This is a genomic window from Aestuariivirga sp., assembly GCF_037139295.1.
GTDB lineage: Bacteria > Pseudomonadota > Alphaproteobacteria > Rhizobiales > Aestuariivirgaceae > Aestuariivirga.
In genome coordinates this window covers 1-18,740 of the sequence record NZ_JBAXGR010000070.1, presented here as the reverse complement: position 1 = coordinate 18,740, position 18,740 = coordinate 1, and the positions used below count along the sequence as shown (strand labels likewise).

At 52.7% G+C, this 18,740-nt stretch carries 16 protein-coding genes; 7 read left to right on the top strand and 9 right to left on the bottom strand.

Annotation, left to right across the window (positions count from 1 at the left end):
- The 3 genes from WCJ41_RS15545 to WCJ41_RS15535 all read left to right on the top strand — a co-directional run.
- Positions 1 to 2,064 (top strand): glycosyltransferase (locus WCJ41_RS15545; RefSeq protein ID WP_336906748.1); only part of this gene is annotated, 2,064 nt, incomplete at its 5' end.
- A gap of 196 nt (positions 2,065 to 2,260) precedes the next feature.
- Complete coding sequence (locus WCJ41_RS15540) at positions 2,261 to 3,853, top strand: hypothetical protein (protein WP_336906747.1); 1,593 nt, start codon at positions 2,261 to 2,263, stop codon at positions 3,851 to 3,853.
- Between the two features lie 61 nt (positions 3,854 to 3,914).
- Complete coding sequence (locus WCJ41_RS15535) at positions 3,915 to 5,387, top strand: acyltransferase (protein ID WP_336906746.1); 1,473 nt, start codon at positions 3,915 to 3,917, stop codon at positions 5,385 to 5,387.
- Positions 5,388 to 5,416: 29 nt separating this feature from the next.
- Here the strand turns inward: WCJ41_RS15535 and WCJ41_RS15530 are convergent, their stop codons facing one another.
- The 8 genes from WCJ41_RS15530 to WCJ41_RS15495 all read right to left on the bottom strand — a co-directional run bounded on the left by WCJ41_RS15530 (position 5,417) and on the right by WCJ41_RS15495 (position 13,876).
- Positions 5,417 to 6,367 (bottom strand): glycosyltransferase, encoded by a 951-nt coding sequence (locus WCJ41_RS15530; RefSeq protein WP_336906745.1) that lies wholly within the window; start codon positions 6,365 to 6,367, stop codon positions 5,417 to 5,419.
- Positions 6,368 to 6,394: 27 nt separating this feature from the next.
- Positions 6,395 to 6,829 carry a GtrA family protein gene (locus tag WCJ41_RS15525; protein ID WP_336906744.1) on the bottom strand — a complete coding sequence of 145 codons (435 nt, stop codon included), beginning with the start codon at positions 6,827 to 6,829 and terminating at the stop codon, positions 6,395 to 6,397.
- 1,076 nt (positions 6,830 to 7,905) lie between these two features.
- A complete protein-coding gene (locus tag WCJ41_RS15520) occupies positions 7,906 to 8,763 on the bottom strand; it encodes a transketolase C-terminal domain-containing protein (protein ID WP_336906743.1) in 858 nt (285 codons plus the stop codon).
- A 50-nt stretch (positions 8,764 to 8,813) separates the two neighbouring features.
- Positions 8,814 to 9,668 carry a transketolase gene (locus WCJ41_RS15515; protein ID WP_336906742.1) on the bottom strand — a complete coding sequence of 285 codons (855 nt, stop codon included), beginning with the start codon at positions 9,666 to 9,668 and terminating at the stop codon, positions 8,814 to 8,816.
- Positions 9,668 to 11,020: a lipopolysaccharide biosynthesis protein RfbH gene (gene rfbH, locus WCJ41_RS15510; protein ID WP_336906741.1), complete on the bottom strand. Its 1,353-nt coding sequence runs from the start codon at positions 11,018 to 11,020 to the stop codon at positions 9,668 to 9,670. The genes WCJ41_RS15515 and rfbH overlap by 1 nt, the downstream gene beginning before the upstream one ends.
- Positions 11,013 to 12,092, bottom strand: coding sequence for a CDP-glucose 4,6-dehydratase (gene rfbG, locus WCJ41_RS15505; RefSeq protein WP_336906749.1), 1,080 nt, complete (start codon positions 12,090 to 12,092; stop codon positions 11,013 to 11,015). The genes rfbH and rfbG overlap by 8 nt, the downstream gene beginning before the upstream one ends.
- Complete coding sequence (gene rfbF / locus WCJ41_RS15500; RefSeq protein WP_336906740.1) at positions 12,083 to 12,856, bottom strand: glucose-1-phosphate cytidylyltransferase; 774 nt, start codon at positions 12,854 to 12,856, stop codon at positions 12,083 to 12,085. Before rfbF ends, rfbG begins: the two co-directional genes overlap by 10 nt.
- 18 nt (positions 12,857 to 12,874) lie before the next feature.
- Positions 12,875 to 13,876, bottom strand: coding sequence for an FAD-binding oxidoreductase (locus WCJ41_RS15495; protein WP_336906739.1), 1,002 nt, complete (start codon positions 13,874 to 13,876; stop codon positions 12,875 to 12,877).
- 277 nt (positions 13,877 to 14,153) lie between these two features.
- On the opposite strand from WCJ41_RS15495, the gene rfbA reads away from it, so the two are divergent.
- Genes rfbA through rfbD form a run of 4 tightly spaced genes read left to right on the top strand, consistent with a single transcriptional unit; the run spans position 14,154 to position 17,550 of the window.
- Positions 14,154 to 15,047: a glucose-1-phosphate thymidylyltransferase RfbA gene (gene rfbA, locus WCJ41_RS15490; RefSeq protein ID WP_336906738.1), complete on the top strand. Its 894-nt coding sequence runs from the start codon at positions 14,154 to 14,156 to the stop codon at positions 15,045 to 15,047.
- Positions 15,047 to 15,604 (top strand): dTDP-4-dehydrorhamnose 3,5-epimerase, encoded by a 558-nt coding sequence (gene rfbC, locus WCJ41_RS15485; protein ID WP_336906737.1) that lies wholly within the window; start codon positions 15,047 to 15,049, stop codon positions 15,602 to 15,604. Before rfbA ends, rfbC begins: the two co-directional genes overlap by 1 nt.
- A gap of 15 nt (positions 15,605 to 15,619) precedes the next feature.
- The gene (rfbB, locus tag WCJ41_RS15480) at positions 15,620 to 16,678 is read left to right on the top strand and encodes a dTDP-glucose 4,6-dehydratase (RefSeq protein ID WP_336906736.1); all 1,059 of its coding nucleotides are present in this window, start codon (positions 15,620 to 15,622) and stop codon (positions 16,676 to 16,678) included.
- An 11-nt stretch (positions 16,679 to 16,689) separates the two neighbouring features.
- On the top strand, positions 16,690 to 17,550 hold the full coding sequence (gene rfbD / locus WCJ41_RS15475; RefSeq protein ID WP_336906735.1) for a dTDP-4-dehydrorhamnose reductase: 861 nt from the start codon (positions 16,690 to 16,692) through the stop codon (positions 17,548 to 17,550).
- Positions 17,551 to 17,567: 17 nt separating this feature from the next.
- Here rfbD and WCJ41_RS15470 read toward each other — a convergent pair whose 3' ends face one another.
- Positions 17,568 to 18,701: a Rad52/Rad22 family DNA repair protein gene (locus WCJ41_RS15470; RefSeq protein WP_336906734.1), complete on the bottom strand. Its 1,134-nt coding sequence runs from the start codon at positions 18,699 to 18,701 to the stop codon at positions 17,568 to 17,570.
- Positions 18,702 to 18,740: the final 39 nt, after the last annotated feature.

Sequence of the window (18,740 nt, the reverse complement as noted above, 5' to 3'; positions counted from 1 at the left end):
TCAATCAAGGATGCTCTGCGGAAACAGGATGCCAAAGCAAATCTACTCACGCTAAAAAGTCGGGAAAAAAGCTCACGAGCTATAGAGGCGCTCTCTCGGAGCCCCGAGAGAATGTCCTTTCCGCTATTCAACAGCCCTATTGTCTCCGTAATCATTCCTATTTACGGAAAGGTAGAATATACACTTCGTTGTCTTGCCTCGATAGCGTTAAATCTACCGGCAGTTGCGTTTGAGATCATAGTCGTTGACGACTTGTCGCCTGACGCCTCTCTAGAGATGTTGGATAAAATCAAGGGTATTCGGGTTCTTCGAAACGAACAGAACCAAGGCTTCTTGCGCTCCTGCAATTATGGAGCATCTGAGGCAAGGGGACAGTACTTGCACTTCTTGAACAACGATACAGAGGTGGAGGCTGGCTGGCTAGATGAATTGCTACTCACATTCCAGAAGGAGCCCAACGCTGGGTTGGTTGGGTCCAAGCTCATCTACCCGGATGGATACCTGCAAGAAGCTGGTGGCATTATTTGGCAGGACGGAAGCGCTGGGAACTGGGGACATCGACAGGATCCAACCCATAGCGCATACAACTATGTTCGAGATGCGGATTACATCTCCGGCGCCTCGATCATGGTGCCAACCGAAGTTTTCCACCGACTGGGGAAGTTCAACACTCTCTACACGCCGGCCTACTACGAGGACACGGACCTAGCCATGGCTGTTCGCCAAGCCGATTTGCGGGTAGTTTACCAGCCCTATTCCCGCGTGATCCATTTTGAAGGTGTGTCATCAGGTACCGACGTTACCCAAGGAACGAAGCAATTCCAGGAAATCAACCGTGTTAAGTTCATTGACAAGTGGGCGAGTGAGCTTAGCGGGTTAACTCCGAATGCATTTGAACCCTACTTGTCGTGTGATCGCCAGAAGTCCCGCCACATACTAATCATCGATGCCTGCACGCCAACTCCGGACCAGGATTCCGGTTCTCTCGACATGATAAACCTCATTAAAATCCTAGTTGAATTAAACTGGCGTGTGCACTTTGTCCCAATCACCAATTTTCTGCACTTTGGTCACTACACGGATGTTCTCCAGCGTCTGGGCGTGGAATGCGTCTACGCCCCCTATTACAAGACTCTAGGTTCCTATCTTCAGGAACGGGGTGACATTTTTGAACTGTGCCTTATGGCACGCACCGATGTGACAAGCAAAGCACTCCCAACTGTCAAGAAGTTCTGCCCCAGCGCGAAGACGATCTTCTATACTGTGGACCTGCACTTCTTGAGAGAACAGCGCGAGGCCGAGCTCAAGAGTGATCAAGAAAAGTTGAAGCGCGCAAAGGAAACCGAGCGGATTGAACTGGGTCTTATGGAGCAGGTGGACAGCACAGTCGTGCTGAGTGAAACAGAGCGAGACCTCCTAATAAAGCTTGGTAAAACGAACGTCAGCGCCATACCCCTGATCAGGGATGTAGGAACTCAAGTATCTACAACTGTGAGCGAACGCTGTGGTGTCCTATTCGTAGGTGGATTTCAACACTTACCCAATGTTGACGCGGTAGATTTTTTGCTGGATTCTATCTGGCCCGAAGTTCGAAACATCTTGACGGCACGTTCGGCACCAGCCTTTCCGCTTTACATTGTCGGGTCCAACATGCCCGATAGATTCCAGACTTTTTCTGCACCTGATGTAATACCTGTAGGATTTGTATCGGATCTTTCGGAGATTTTTAACAAGATCCGAATCAGCATTGCCCCCCTCAGGTATGGCGCCGGTCTTAAGGGTAAGGTAGCAAGCAGCTTGCTCTTTGGTATCCCTGTGGTTGGAACTTCTATGGCCTACGAAGGCATGTCGACGCGAGGACTTAGTGAGATAAGGTTCCAGGCGGAAACAGCAACGGAACTTGCTCAACTGATTGTTGATCTTCATTCGTCATCTCATCAACTCGAGCAACTTGCCGGTAATTGTCGTGCATATGCAATCGAACATTACTCGAGAACTTCTATCCGTCGCTCAGTTCAAGCGCTTTTCGATTCGCTTGGAATTGCCGGAGCCGGCGTACCTTAATCGCTTACACGTATCAAAGAAACTCTAGAACGACTTCGCGAAACAACGAAAGCTCTCAATGAAAGTAGTCCGATACAGAGCCGCCAAGGAGTTTGCTTTAACTTATGCACTAAGCCTTGCGACCTATTTCTGCGTCTTGACGATTGTTTTCCCTGGCTACTTCTCGCCACTCTGGCCCCATCACAGTGACTTCTATATGATTACCGAGCTCGCAAATACTCCGGGTGCGAGTGTTCGCATTTTGCAGGGTGCGCGACCGGCTGGCTACCTATTCATGTATGTGATTGGCATGGCGGGTCTACACGGCGCCATATCGATTATCGTGGCAATTTGCATTTTTAACGCGACAGCAGTTGCGATGTTTACCAGACGGGTGTTCTCGCTGCGGTTTTCAGGCGCCTATGTTGTCGGATTGATTGCGTATTTCTTTGCTATTTTCTCATCTCCCGCCTTTTATGTCTTTTATACCCACGACTGTTTGGCACAGGCATCCATGGCCCTCTTGCTTTGTGGAGGTGCTATATACTCGAATTATGTAGCTCGATCACAAGCAATTGCGTCCATCATACTTGCCATGCTCTGCTTGCTCTCTTTCCTATTCAAGGAGACATTTGTTCTCTCCGCATTGACCGTTAGCATGGGTTATGCATTAGTCAGCAAGGGCAATTTTACAGCAAGACTAAGTCCGTTCTTTATCGTACTTGCGACAGCCATTCTTGCATTAGTGCATCAGAAGGCAACAGGTTCTCCGTTCGTATCCGGAACGGGTGACTATGCGATTTCAATAGCGCCGGGTTTCGTTTTGAACGAACTAAGTCGATACATAGCAGGGACTATGAACTGGTTCTTGGCGATCGGCCTCGTGATATCGGGGATTTGCGCGCTGATTGATAGGGAGCAGAGAACGAAGCACTCTTTTCTTCTGCTGGTTATTCTGGTTGCTAGCTCTGTATCTCTGCTCCCGAATTCGATTATCAGGAATCACTTTTACCTGGGCTACAGCATAGGGGCTACCTATCTACTCTTTTCCATATTCTTGTTGCCTTTTGCCGTGCACGTGGGGCGCCACTATGGTCTGTTAGCAATGTCAACCGCATCAATGGTGCTGCTCAGTCCGGTCGGACATTCGTCGAGCTACAAAGCCAATCAGTGGGTTCTTCTGCAAGAAGCGACACAAAGAAACCTGTTGAAGGCTATATCTGAGAACATATCTAGCCTCCCGAGCTCTCGTAGCTCCCGTGTATTGGTCTCCGGTATCACTTTCCCATTCAGCCCTTTCTCCCGGCCAAAGTCACTTGCAGAGTTTATTGGGAATCGATCAGTGAGATTTGACGTAGTCTCATATTTCGAAAAGGCTCTTCCCTCTTCAATTGAAAGTGTTACCTTTGTGCATCCGGATTCCGTTGACCCAGGCGTTTATGACATGGTCATAGCCTTGAACATGGATGGCACGCTACGTTATGCGATCACCAAGCCGCCAAAGAATATTTTCTTTCCAGAAGTGGATGCAGAAGCGACCACCCCCTCCCAAGCAATCAGCGCCGCGCGTGCGTACCTCCAGTACAATCAACCGGCCAAGGCTTCGCAGATACTGCAGGCCGCCATACTCTCTACGCGCAGCAAAGATTCATATCTCTTTTTCTTCCTTGGACAAGCCCAGGAGCAACAAGGTCTTAACGCTGCTGCACGAGACGCTTACGAGCGCGCAGTGCGTTTGGACAGTACCTCAACACCAAACCCCTATTTCAAGGATGCACTGAATCGGCTCAACTCGTCAGGCACTAACTGATTAAGGCCGCGGCCCTCGACAATCTCATTTACTTGTTATGGATACTCCGAAGGAAACGCAAATGAGACCGAGTGATCGTCAGCTCGATCATGTTCTTGGACATAGCTCCAACAATTTCGATCTGCTGAGGCTGTTACTTGCATTTATGGTGATCTACGGTCACACTCCTGCCTTCTATCCCAACAGAAATTGGTTTGATCCATTTTCTTGGTTACTTGGCTTCGGCTATGCTGGCCATCTCGCGGTTAGCGTCTTCTTTCTATTGAGTGGTCTCTTCGTTACGGAGAGCATTCGGCGAAGTAATTCTGTTCTAGACTTCTCCATTCGTAGATTTATGCGTATTTTTCCAGGCTTATTCTTGTGTCTGATGTTTACAATCTTTTTTGTTGGACCAGCTTTTACCTCGTTGTCTCTTGCTGAGTATTTCAGAGATCCTGGCACCTGGTCTTACCTGACCAATAATCTACGTCTATCAAATGACATGCAGTGGCACCTGCCCGGCGTATTTAGCGAGAGCAAACATGGTGTAAATGGTTCCTTATGGACCTTGCCAGGTGAACTCCGGCTCTACGTCTGTGTCGCGTTCATCTTCGTTCTCGGTGCGCTAAACAAAACATTCTCGGCCTTGATCGCAATCGGCCTTGTTATCTATGGCTTTATCCAACAGTTGTTCCCCGGCTTTACCGTTAGCGAGGCCCTTGGGGAACACGCGTTGCTCTTCGGACTCGGAGCGTCATTTAGCATTCTGAAGACGTTCATACCTTTGTCACTTGTTGCGAGTGTTTCGCTAGCTGCTGTAGCCATTGCGTCGCGTCCCTATTCGGTTTACCCGTTCTTTGCCGAATCGGCTTTCGCATTTGCATGTCTATACATCTTTTCAAGATCTTGGATGAATCGGTTGCGCTTACCTGGTGACTACTCATATGGGGTCTACCTATATGGCTTCCCAATACAGCAGGTAGTGGCACACTCGTTTCCGCATGCTCCGCTGTTCATCGGAATGCTTGCGTCCTGTGCGTTAGCGCTTCTGTTCGCATTGTTGTCGTGGCATTTCTGTGAAATACCTGCAAATAAGTTGGGGCGTGCAACAAGCGAATGGGCGATATCAAACAGCCGACTCGTTGGATCATTTTTATGCAGATCTTCGATGCGTCGAATAGTATTCGGTTTGGCTGCTTCGGCTTTCCTACTTTCGACAGGTTACATCGCTTCGCTCTCAAGGAGTTCAACGGAAGAAACCTTCATTCGAATAACAGGGTACGGTCCCGAGCGCGTGCAACACGCTCAAGGATTTAACGTGCAGCCGGACGGTTCCTCAGCAATCTGGGTCATGGTTTCCCGCCGTCTATCACCGGATGCGGTTCTGACTCTTGATAGTCTCGAACTAAGCAGTACCCCGCAGGGAAATCTGATCACCGCAATAGTACCAAGGGCAGCATTTAAATCACCTGGCATACTCAAACTCAGGGTCGCTGAACGATATTCCGGCGGTGGCGAAATCTTGTCTGAGACGGTGAACTGGACGGTTCAGTAGTTACCTAAAATAGAGTGGGCTTCTGAGGTTCACGTTCTGTCGAAGTTGATACGCTCCTTTTCCACCACGACTGGTCGATTTCTTACATAAGTATGAATTGATGCCACGTACTCTCCCAAAATTCCGATGAAAAGAAGGAGTATTCCAAACATAAAGAACATGCCGATTACAATTGGTGCAATTCCAAGCGGGAAACTGCTCCAGAAGATCAATTTAACGAATATATATACAATCCCTAACAGAATGCTGAGAAGTCCGCTGGCAAAGCCGAAGAAGGCCGCCAGTCGTAGAGGAACGACTGAGTGACTTACTATCCCCAGCATCGCCATGTCATATAGGGTATAGAAATTATTTTTTGATACTCCCCTCAGCCTACGAGGTTGATTGAAGGAGACTGTCTTCACAGGATACCCCAGTTCGCAAATCAATCCGCGCAGGTATGGGTAGGGATCGTCAATCATGCGAAGGGCGTCGAGCACTGCTCGATCATAGAGCCCGAAACCAGTTGTATCTTTGACTATTGGCACTTCAGATATGAGATCAAGACCACGGTAATATAGCTTACGTATGAGGTGAACTAAGCGGTTCGTTTGGCTTACTGGCTTAACGGCAAGAACAAGTTTGTAACCATGCTCCCAGCCGTCAATGAATTGCGGTATTAGCTCGGGAGGATCCTGCAGATCAGAAACCAGGAGTATGGTTGCTTCTCCACCTGTCTGCAGTAGGCCCCAGTAAGGTGACCGGATATGACCGAAGTTCCTGTTGTTGACAATAATCTTAACCCGAGGATCTATGGACGCAAGGTATTTGAGTTTACCCACGGTATTATCCGTTGAGGCGTTGTCAATGAACACGTATTCAAACTCATACTGAGGTATTGCAGCCAGTACATTACAGACTCGCCTGTAGAGTTCCTCGACGTTCGCCTCTTCATTATAACACGGCGATACCAAGCTAATCAGTTTTCGTGACCCGCTCATTTCTGCTCATCCCACTCTGATCAGACTTCATCTTCTGCTAAACGTGAACCTCGAATGAGCAATATAGGAAAGAACTACCGTCAGCAACATGGACATGCCCTGTGCAAGCCAGACGTTGAAGGAGAACTTCTCAACAAATAGCCAGAGGAGAAGAATGTTCATCAATGCCGCGAACCCGTAGACCAGATAGCTGCGCAGATACTCCAGAAGCCATCGCCCATCTGTTTTGAAAACGAATGTCTTATAAGTTAAGAATGATATGCTGATCGCAAGTATGTTACCAATTGCGCCGATCGCAAGAATGTCTAAACGAGATCTCAAAATATAGTACAGACCGACTACGATCGAATAGCCCACAATGCTGTTAAAGCCACCGACAAGCAGATAGGTAAATTCCCGTTTAGCAAGTAGCCTCATCAGCATTCGGCCGAGTGAAGAGATGCAGTTCTGCCACGGTGCCATGCGGCAGTTCGACTTATTGCCTCCGGCAGACTTACAGACTCTGATAAATGGAGCTCATTCCGCGCTTTTTCAGTCGACGGCACATAGTAGCTAGGCGCTGCTCCACGTATTGTGGGTCGCTTGATCGAAATATCGACTCGTGGGTTGATGCTGTCCCGTACAACTTGAGCCAAGTCTGCAATGGAGATAACTTGCTCTGCTCCCAAGTTGTAAGCAACGGATGATCTCCCTCGAAATAAAATTGCCCAGAGCCAAGCGACCATATCGGCTGCGTAGAGATAGCTACGATATGATCTCCCATCCCCCTCGATTTTGATATCCTCCCCACGCAATGCGTTTGAAATGAAGTTCCCAATAGCAAAGTGCGCGTCAAGTGGTAAGTGTGGCCCAACAAGAGCAAATACCCTTGCTATCGAGACGTGCACACCCGTTTCAGCAGTTCGACATGCAAGCCATTCCGAGACGCGCTTTCCTTCTGCGTAAGCAGAGGAGGCCCGAAGAGGGTCAGGTCCTCCCATGTATGTTTCCGGTACATGCGTCATGCCATCCGGCAGAGGGCCATAGACTGCACCCGAGCTAATGAGCATTAGCTTGCGAACTGAGTTTGTCCGAACAAGTTCTAGAACACGACTGGTGCCCGCAACACAGGTCGAAAACACTTCCGCTGGCGGAGCGGAGACCGCCACATCGGTAGCTGCATGGATGACAACATCCAGATCGTGGTCAGGAAAATCGAAGGTTCGCACGTCGCCCGGTACAAACTCGACTCGTCCCCGGAGGCCAGGCCATTCACTCAAGAACCGTTCGGGGTTTCGGCTCAGTACGGAAATCTGACAGTCAAGGGATAGGCGTTTGTCAGCGTCGAGCAGGCTAGAAAGTATCCACTTTCCGACAAAGCCTGTACCACCAGTGATGAATAGGCGGCATCCGGCTAGCGTTTCCCAATCATGAATTGGGGTGTGAGCCCTAAAATGAAGTATGTCATCTAAGGGAATGTTCAAGGGACAGACCGAGGAGTTATCAGTCCTCATTACTCTCACCAGCTGAGGGGTTCCGAGGTTATATAATTTGGTAGGCTAGACTTTGACATATGACATTATCTTCGAGCGGATGCTCGGCAAATCGAGCCCGTGTTCACCAAGAAGATATTGGTAGCTGCCGCAGTAGCTCGAGAAGCGGTCATTCACACCTATCCGAAGTACTCTCGCAGGGGCGTGCTCAGAGAGGATCTCTGCAATGATGCTCCCGAGACCGCCGTAAATCGAATGCTCTTCAATTGTAACAACGCACGCAGCGGAAGAGCTGGCGTAGCACACATCGGCCGCGTTCAGCGGCTTAAGTATCGGTGCGCTCCAGACAGTCGCATCAATATCGTTCGAGATATCGAGTGCAGTACGCACCATGGAGCCGGTTGCAATAATTGCAGGTCGATCAGGATGACCGCTCCTCACCTTCAGCAGCCGGCCCGGCTCAAGAACCGCAATCGGTGCGCTGTGAACGTCGCCACGGTCTGACTTTCCCATGCGGAGATAGACCGAGCGGCGACGATTGTAAGCATAGTTTAAGCAGCTAACCATCTCATGCCGATCACAAGGAGAGAGAATCTCCAGGCCCGGAATTGCGCGCGTACACGAGATGTCTTCGGTAGATTGATGGCTTGTTCCAAGATGGCTATATACAAAACCCGCTCCATCGCCCAAGAAGACGACCTGCCTATCATCGTGCGCGACATCTAGCTTTATCTGCTCAATGACGCGAACGGGCACGAAGGCTGCCAAGCCGTAAACAAAAGGACGATAACCCAGCCCCGCCAACCCGGCAGCCATTCCAACCATGTTCTGCTCAGCGATTCCGGCATTTATGTATTGGGTGGGGCATGACTTGCGGAACTCATCGAACAGAGCATATCCGTGATCGCCGGTGAGGAGCAGCACTCGATTATCTTGACGAGCAAGCTGTACCAGAACATTAGAAAATGCTTCCCTCACAATTGATCTCTTGAGGTTTTGAGCGCCTCAACGGCCTGCGCAAAGGTATCTTCAGTCAACCTGGTATAGTGCCAGCGATTATCGGACTCCATGAATGGAACGCCCTTACCCTTCACGGTGCGCGCGACGAGTGCCTTCGGCTTTCCAGTTCGTTCTGCCCACAGTTTGCTGATGGCAGTGTCAATTTCCACTTCGTCATGTCCGTCAACTTCCGCAGTCTGGAAGCCAAAACTTTGAAATTTATCATCCAAATCACCGAGTTTTAAAATCTCTTCGGTTGAGCCCATGGCCTGAAACCCATTCTGGTCAACAATTAGCATCAAGTTGTCCAGATCGTGATGCGCAGCAACGAGCACTCCCTCCCACACAGCGCCTTCGTTTAGCTCGCCATCACCAAGAATGGCATATACCTTTTGATCGGTACCGCGCCTCTTCAAACCCATCGCAATGCCAACGCCCACGGAAAATCCGTGACCAAGCGAACCGGAGGTAACCTCGAGACCTCGCACGCGTGAGTCTGATAGGCCCTTCAACTCACTTCCATCGGCGAAGTATCCCTTGATCTGTTCGTCAGATATCCAGCCGAGCTCATGCATGCATGCATACTGCGCCATCACGCCATGTCCCTTACTGAGCACGAGATAATCGCGACCTTCAGCATCGGGATTGTTTTCAGGATAACGAAGATAGTTTCGGTAGAGTACGGATATGAGCTCTACGATCGAAAAGGCACATCCTATATGCACAGTGCTCCCGGCGTAAGCCATTTCAAGAATTGTACGTCGCATCCGTGTGGGGCAGAAATGCTTCCTTCCTATGTTGTGATCCACGGGGGGTTGATCGGGCTTCATTAGAAGTTTACTCCGAAGAATTCCTCGAGTTTTTCCGCTACGTATTCAAGGTGCGCGTTATTCAAACCCGGAAAAGTACCCAGCCAAAAAGTTTGGTTCATTACAACGTTGGTATTGGGGAGATCACCACACGTCCTGTAATTCCGGCCCGACATGTAAGGTTGCTTTGTTAGATTGCCAGCGAAAAGTAGGCGAGTTCCTATCCTGTTCTGCTCGAGAAAGTTGATCAGGTCAGATCTCTTCACTCCGCTACGTGGATTGAGAACAATGGGAAAGCCAAACCAAGAGGGCTCTGAGTTTGGTGTCGCTTCAGGTAGATCGAGAAATTCAACAAGACCACTCAAGCGTTTTTTGAGATAATCAAAATTGGCGCGACGCTTGGCGATGAATTCATCAAGCCGATCAAGTTGGGCCAGTCCGCAGGCAGCCTGCATGTCTGTAATCTTCAAATTGTAACCGAGATGGCTATAGGTATACTTGTGATCGTAACCATCTGGCAGATCTCCGCCGATGTGCTGCTTGGTCCAGCAGAACCGCTTGTTGCAGGTATTGTCTTTGCCAGGAGGGCAGTAGCAATCTCGTCCCCAGTCCCGGAACGATTCGGCGATGAGCCTGAGTTCTGCGTTGTTAGTGAAGACGGCACCGCCCTCGCCCATGGTGATGTGGTGTGCCGGATAGAAGCTTAGTGTAGAGATGTCTCCAAATGTGCCGACCATCTGGCCACGGTAGGTAGAACCAAGTGCGTCACAACAATCCTCGATCAGCCAGAGATCATACTTTTTGCAGAGCGAGACAACCACATCCAAATTAAAAGGGTTTCCAAGACTGTGTGCCAGCATAATGGCTTTGGTCTTCGGGGATATTGCAGACTCTATCTGAAACGCATCGATATTGTGGGTGGACAGTTCAACGTCCACGAACACGGGCACAGCACCAAATTGGATTATGGGGTTTACGGTTGTGGGAAACCCGGCGGCGACACCGATTACCTCGTCGCCCGGCCTGATGGCCTTGGCACCGAGTTTGGGGCTCGTGAGGGTCGAGAAGGCGACAAGATTTGCCGAGGACCCGGAATTGACTGTAATAACGTGCTCGACGCCAAGGAATTCCGCGAGACGCTTTTCAAAGAGAGCATTGAAGCGTCCAGTAGTAAGCCATGCGTCTAGCGACGCTTCGATCATCTTCTTTACTTCACCCGATCCTACCACCTTTCCAGAGACAGGAACTGGAGTTTGACCAGGAACGAATTGCCTAGTGGCAAATGCAATATCGGCGTATTGCTGCGCAAGATCCAGTATCTTTCCTCGAAGCTGCTCAAGCTGCACCGCGGTTTGGTCTTTGGAGTCATTCATCAGGCGATCCATACTGTTTGATTTGTTCGACGCAGAAGGCGCGCATATCCTGTTTATCGATCCAAGCGCGATGCCAGTCTACAATCCGGCGAAGAGCAACCTCGAGTGACCAACGCGGCGTCCAATGAAGGACCTGGCGCGCCTTCGAGATGTCAAGCTTTAGGAAGTGAGCTTCGTGCGGATGGTTCCCTGGCTGAATCGTCCAGCCGGCATGACTTCCCCAAGCTGAACACATGTTCTCCACAATCCACTTAACGTCTCTGGCATCCTCGTCGCGCGGCCCAAAGTTCCATGCCCCCGCATCCTCTTCTGCGCCGAGGTAAAGCCGCTCGGCAAGAACCAGATAGCCTGAGAGCGGCTCCAAAACGTGCTGCCATGGACGAATGGCGTTCGGATTGCGAATAGGGACTGATTGTTTACCTTGAAGGGCACGAAGGATGTCGGGCAACAGCCGATCCTGCGCCCAGTCACCTCCACCAATCACATTGCCAGCTCTCGCGGTTGCTAGCGCGATACGAGCCGACTTCAAGAAAGACTGCCTGTAGGCAGCGCTCACCAACTCTGCACAACCCTTGCTGCTCGAATAGGGATCAAAACCCCCCATGGGGTCGTTTTCCCGGTAGCCCCATACCCATTCCCTATTCTCATAGCACTTGTCAGTTGTAACATTCACAATTGCTCTAACTGCTGAGCAGTGTCGCGCTGCTTCAAGCACATGCACTGTACCCATGACATTGGTGGTATAAGTTTCGATTGGCTGCTCATACGACAGCCTCACAAGCGGCTGGGCCGCCATATGGATGATAATGTCCGGCTTGAATTCGTCTACATGCGCTTGTACGGCTGGGTAGTCGCGAACATCTACGATACGGTGATCCATGCCTCTGGCGACATTGGCCACCTCGAACAATGCCGGATGGGTCGGTGGTTCGAGTGCCAAACCCCGCAACTCCGCACCGAGGGACTGTAACCAAAGGCTCAGCCAGCTTCCCTTGAAGCCGGTATGACCAGTCAGGAGTACTCGCTTGTCCCTCCAAAAGGCGGGTGAGATGTTTATAGCTCTCAAGTCCATTTCTTCCAAGGTGCCGTGCCGTCCGACCACATCTTCTCGAGAAGGTGCTTGTCGTGCAATGTGTCCATGGGTTGCCAAAAGCCGTAGTGCGGGAAGGCCATAAGTTCGCCGTCACGCGCGAGAGTCATTAATGGTTCCTGCTCCCACACGGTGTGGTCACCCTCAAGTAAATTTAGAACCTTCGGAGACAGAATGAAGAAGCCACCATTTATCAGTGTTCCATCACCGCGCGGCTTTTCTTTGAACTTGCGCACCTGTCCATCCTTAATGTCTAGCGCTCCAAATCGGCCAGGCGGATAGGTGGCGGTCAATGTGGCCATCTTACCGTGTTTGCGATGAAAATCAATGGACGCGGAGATGTCGACATCGCTGACACCGTCGCCATATGTAAAGCAAAAATTCTCGTCACTTTTTACATGATCGGCAACGCGCCGCAGGCGCCCTCCAGTCATGGAGACGTCACCCGTGTCTACCAGAGTCACCTTCCACGGCTCTGCACGTCTCTCATGTACGTGCATGCTGTTGGCCTGCATATCGAACGTCACGTCTGACATATGCAAAAAATAGTTTGCAAAATATTCCTTTATCAGAAACCCCTTATATCCACAGCAGATGATAAACTCACTTACGCCATGGTAGGAGTACATCTTCATTATGTGCCACAAGATCGGCTTACCGCCTATTTCTACCATTGGCTTGGGACGCAATGTAGTTTCTTCGCTCAGGCGAGTGCCAAGTCCACCTGCTAGAATGACTGCTTTCATGTTTGCTTCCAAAGCAAATTATATTTTTGATGAACAGACAAACGCGTCGGAATAGAACCTATTTGATGCCAATCCATTGCTTATAAGCTCCCGCCTAGCATCTTGGATCATTTCCATTGAGCCACATGCATACACTGATACATTTCGCAGGTCTGGCTGCATGGAAAGAAATACATCCTGAACGTGGCCACGAGCACCGTCCCAGATTTCGTCAGCTCCCGAGCAGACTAATATATATTTGAACGCCGAACAGACTGGCTTTAGATCAAGATAAAAGTCTTCCTTATGCCGCACACCCCAAAGAACAGTAACTGATTTTGGACTTTCGGGTTCTGGCAGAGTAGATATCCATTCCAACATCGCTTTAATGGGCGCAATACCTGTTCCGGTAGCCAGAAACACCAGATCGATCGCTGCAGTTTGGCGCACAAAAAACGTGCCAAGAGGACCATTCAGGCGAAGCAAATCGTTCGGCTTGGCATCTCTGAACAGATAGGTAGACATCGCGCCACCTTCGACATGCCTGATGTGAAGGTCAAAACAATTCTCTGAGATTTGTGCCGTCGCTAGTGAATAGCTTCGGCGGATGCCATTATTTCCGATCACTTCGATGTACTGACCCGGTATGAAATTGAACTCAGTTGAGTGCGGCAATCTCAACGTGACTTTCAGTACGTCCGGCGCAACGCGCGTCAGAGCTGATATTCTGCAGGGAAGCGTTCTTGCTGCTGGCAGCACCAGATTTAAGAATTCATCCACCTCAACTGAAATGTCTTCTCCAGTTGTCCGAACGCAACTCAGAACCCACCCCTCGCGCTTCTCTTCCTCAGTCAAGCTCAATTCCGGGGAGATCAAATCAGTCTTCCCTTTCAAAATTCTGCACTTGCATGAGGAACATCGGCCAACCTTGCAGCTGTAAGGCAATACAATCTCAGCCTCGGCTGCAGATTCGAGAATGGACAGGCCCGGTCGAGCGGGAAAAGATGGGCCGGAACTCAGAGTGATTACAGGTATAGCCATGTGTATCCGTCAGTTGTATAAATGCTCTATATAGTCTGTGCAATTGAATAGATTGGAAACTTTTGTTCCGGACACTATGAAATTCAACGCGCCTGACCGGTGTTGAATCACCCGGATTGGGCTGGGCTGCCGCCCGCAGGTTTAATCACCAAGGAAGCTCGGAAATCCCGCAAGCAGGGTGGCATGTTCCGTATTTCCATTTGCGTTTAAAGGATGCTTTTACTAGAGATCAACCGCTCGCAAGAAATCATATTTGTTTGAAAGCGGAATTGTTACAATGAAGGGCATTATACTTGCAGGCGGTAGCGGCACGAGGCTCTACCCCCTCACAATGGCAGTCTCGAAGCAGTTACTACCAGTATTCGACAAGCCGATGATCTATTACCCGCTGTCGGTCCTTATGCTGGCCGGGATCAGGGATATCCTAGTCATATCCACGCCGCATGACCTGCCTCTATTTCGCGCCATGCTGGGCGACGGCTCCTCCTTTGGTATCGAGCTTTCCTACGCGGAGCAGCCGTCCCCAGACGGCCTGGCGCAGGCGTTTATTATTGGTGAGCAGTTCCTTAGTGGCGGCCCGGCAGCCCTCGTGCTGGGCGACAACATCTTCCACGGCGACCAATTGCAGGCGAAGTGCGGCGCGGCGGCGGCTCGGAAGTCGGGAGCGACGATCTTCGCCTACCACGTGTCAGACCCCGAGCGGTACGGCGTCGTCTCCTTTGACGCCAAGGGACGTGCGACATCGATCGAGGAAAAGCCAGAGAGGCCGCACTCGAGTTGGGCCGTGACTGGGCTCTACTTCTATGACGCGGGCGTAGTTGAGATCGCGAAGTCACTGAAGCCCTCGCCCCGCGGGGAACTCGAGATTACCGACGTGAACCGCGCATACTTGGAGAGGGGGCAGCTCCACGTGGAGCGGTTGGGTCGCGGCTACGCATGGCTCGACACCGGAACCCACGAGAGCCTTCAAGATGCCGGTGCATTTATACGCACAATCGAAACGCGAACCGGTATCAAAGTATGCTGCCCGGAGGAAATCGCTTTCCACGCCGGCTGGATTGACACCGCGGCACTGCTGAGCCGTGCGGCGATTCTTGGAAAGAACGACTACGCGGGTTATCTCCGGCGCTTGGGAGAGGAAGAAGGCTTCGGTCCCCGAGGTAGCCGTTGATGGAGGTGCGTGACTTAGGGCTCGGTGTGCGGGAAATCACGCCGCGCCGCCTCGGCGACGCCAGGGGCTTTTTCGCCGAGACCTGGCAGCGCAAGCGTTTCGCTGACGTCGGAATAGATGCCGACTGGGTGCAGGAAAACCAATCCCTCTCCGCGGAGCGCAACGTATTGCGCGGACTTCACTTGCAAGTCAGTCCCTTACCCCAGGCGAAGCTAGTCCGCGTCTTGAAGGGCTCGATCTACGACGTCGCAGTGGACGTTCGTCCGACCTCGCCGACTTTTGGGAGGTGGGTCTCCTGTGTGTTGTCGGCTGACGCCTTTAATCAACTCTACATACCGACAGGCTTTGCCCATGGCTTCTTGACCCTCGAACCGGGTGTCGAAGTGTTTTACAAGGTTTCAGCGCCCTACGCGCCGAGTTGTGAGCGTGGGATCATTTGGGATGATAAAGACATCGCAATAGATTGGCCCTTCTTACCCGGCGAACAACCAGTGCTCTCGGAGAAGGATCGCGCAGCAATGTCGCTTGCTTCCTTCGCCGCGTCCGGTGAAATCTGAGCTAGGAATATCAAAATGAAGGTCATGGTAACGGGCGGTGCTGGATTTATCGGGTCAGCATTATGCAGACATCTAGTCAACGACCTCGGTCATCACGTGGTCAACGTGGACAAGATGACCTACGCCGCGACCGAGGGATCCACTGCGATGCTGCGTGGAAGCACTTTGTACCGTTTCCACCGGCTCGACATCTGTGACCGTGACGCCATGCAAAAGTTGATGACCGCGGAGGACATCGATGGCGTCATTCACCTGGCAGCCGAGAGCCACGTCGACCGCTCCATCGATGGACCGGGAGCCTTCATCGAGACTAACGTGATTGGAACTTTCTCGCTGCTGCAGGCGTCACGCTCTTACCATGACAACCTGCCCGCAAGCCGTAAGGAGAAATTCCGCTTCCATCACGTTTCGACCGACGAGGTATTCGGCGAGCTGCCACTTGATGACGGCCTCTTTACCGAGGACACCGCCTACGCACCCTCCTCACCCTACTCCGCCTCCAAGGCAGCCTCCGACCATCTCGCCTTGGCATGGTACAAGACCTATGGGCTGCCGATCGTTCTCTCGAATTGCTCAAACAACTACGGACCATATCATTTTCCAGAAAAGCTGATCCCGCTCATGATCATCAATGGTCTCGAGGGGAAGCAGCTGCCAGTGTATGGCAAGGGCGCCAACGTGCGCGACTGGCTGCACGTCGAGGACCACGCCCGCGCCCTGGCGATGGTGTTCACGCGCGGTCGGCTCGGGCAGTCCTACAACATTGGGGGGCGCAACGAACGCACCAACCTGGCTGTCGTTGAGGCGATTGCTGACCTCCTGGATCAGGAAGTGCCCTTGAAAAGTGGCTCCCGCCGCTGTCTTATCACCTTCGTGGGTGACAGGCCCGGACACGACCTCCGCTACGCCATCGACGCGAGCAAGATAGAAGGCGAGCTAGGCTGGAGAGCGAAGTACACCTTCGAGACTGGTCTGAAGGACACGATCTCGTGGTACATGCGCAATCAGGACTGGTGGCAGCCACTTAGGGCGGCTCGTTATGCCGGTGAGCGCCTGGGCAAGGCATCCTCCTGATGAGGATACTGGTGACTGGCCGAACCGGGCAGCTGGCGGCTTCGCTGGCTGAGATTGCGGCTAGACGTCCCGACGTGGAGATGATCTTTCTCGGACGGCCAGAGTTCGACATGGATAACACGGCTTCGATTGGCGAGCAGATAGATGTGCGGCGACCGGATCTCGTCATCAACGCCGCTGCCTACACTGCCGTGGACAAGGCGGAGGCCGAAACGGAACGTGCCTTTGCCATCAACCGGGATGGCGCTGCCGCGGCGGCCCGTGCCGCGAAGAGGCTGGGTGTTCCGTTTGTTCACATATCGACGGACTACGTCTTCGACGGCCGGAAGGCGCAGCCCTACCTGGAGCTGGATGAGACGGGCCCTCTCAATGTCTATGGCCGCTCAAAGCTCGAAGGTGAGAGGGCTGTTCTCGAGGCACGCCCGCAGGCACTGGTCCTCAGGACCTCGTGGGTCTTCAGCCCCTTCGGCAGCAACTTCCTGAAGACGATGCTCAAGGTGGGCGCCGAGCGGCCAATGCTGCGGGTCGTCAGTGATCAGGTTGGCAATCCAACGTCAGCACTCGACCTCGCGGCGGCCATTCTGGAGATTTCACCCAGGCTGCGAAGTGAGCCGGGCGGATTGTATCACCTCACTGGTGAGGGCAGCACGAGCTGGCATGGATTTGCCGACTTCATCTTTCAGGAGAGCTCGAGGCGGGGCGGCCCCGCCCCGGCACTCGAGGCAATTTCCAGTGCCGACTACAAGACGGCGGCGGCACGCCCAGAAAATTCTCGGCTCGACTGCACCGCCTTCGCCAACCGCTTCGGCGTGAAGCTGCGCCCCTGGACTGAGGCCGCAGAGGAAACAGTGGCACGCTGCCTCTCCCACTAGCCCGCTACGAGGCGACTTTAACTGCCGACTGAACTGGCTTGCAGTCTGGGCGTCCCATTGGAGCTAATGACCCGTTCAGCGGTCGGATCAGGGTTTTCGCCGCTCGGGGGCTCCGTCAGTTCGCGGGCATCCGTTGGCCGTCCCTGCATGAGTGGACGTGGGGAAGTGGTCAACCAAAGCTCCTCCGCAACGCCCAGTGCTTCGATGCCCTTAGCCGCCCACCACACGCGTTCGTCCCCATGCGTGTGGAGCTCCCGGTGGTGGGTCGAGCAGAGAGGCACGGTGAACTCATCCGAGACCTTGCGCCCGAGTGCGGTGGGCTGGGCGAACTTCAGGTGGTGGGCGTGCGCCCGGTTCCGCCCGCAGATCAGGCAGGGCTTGGAGGCGACAAACGCGAGGTGGCCCGAGTTCCTGATACGCCGTGGTTCGGAGAGTGCCAGTGCCGACTTGTCGACGCGCTCCTGGCGGTCGGCATTCATCCGCTCCGCCTCGTCGAGGGGGTTGAAGTGCGGCCAGTTGGGGTGTGGCACAGCGACGGGAACGAGAAGCGTCGTCCCTTTCGGATCTATGGGGTTGGTTACCGTGTCCCCCTCCGAGGCAACAGCTTCTGGCTTCTGCGTTGTGATCTCGGGGGCGTCTGGCCTCGGCTGCTGGCTTGTCGTGGGGGTAATAGGTCTTGTGCTTTCCAGGGGGGATGCGAGTAGGCCGCTCGGGAGCTTCGCCCTGGCCTCGGCAGCTCCAGCATAAAGCGACAGGCCGAAGGCATTGCCGAATGTCATGAGGGCGCGCTTGGTGGCGTCCGTCTCAGCGGCCTTGGCGGCAAACTCATGCGCCTGGGCGGGTGATGAGGCATTGGACTCGCCGGTGCCGCTTCCCTCCCTGACCACGACCCTGTCCCCGGCCCGGACCCGAATGCGGATCTGGGCGATGTAGGCGGCGGAGTACCGGCCATTCGCCTGCGTCTTCCACACGCACTCGCTCGAGATGGTCTCACGATCCCAGCCGTCGAAGCCGAAGATGCGATTGGCCTCGGCGATGACGTGCCAGCCCTCGAGGTAGGACAGGGTAATACCGTCCGCGGCGCGGGTCTTGATGTGCCGCGGCTTCAGCTTGGAGCGCAGCTTCCTGACCTGGTTCTGGGTGAAGCTCATGGCTACTTCGTCCTGATGGCAAGGGAGACCTTGGAGTTG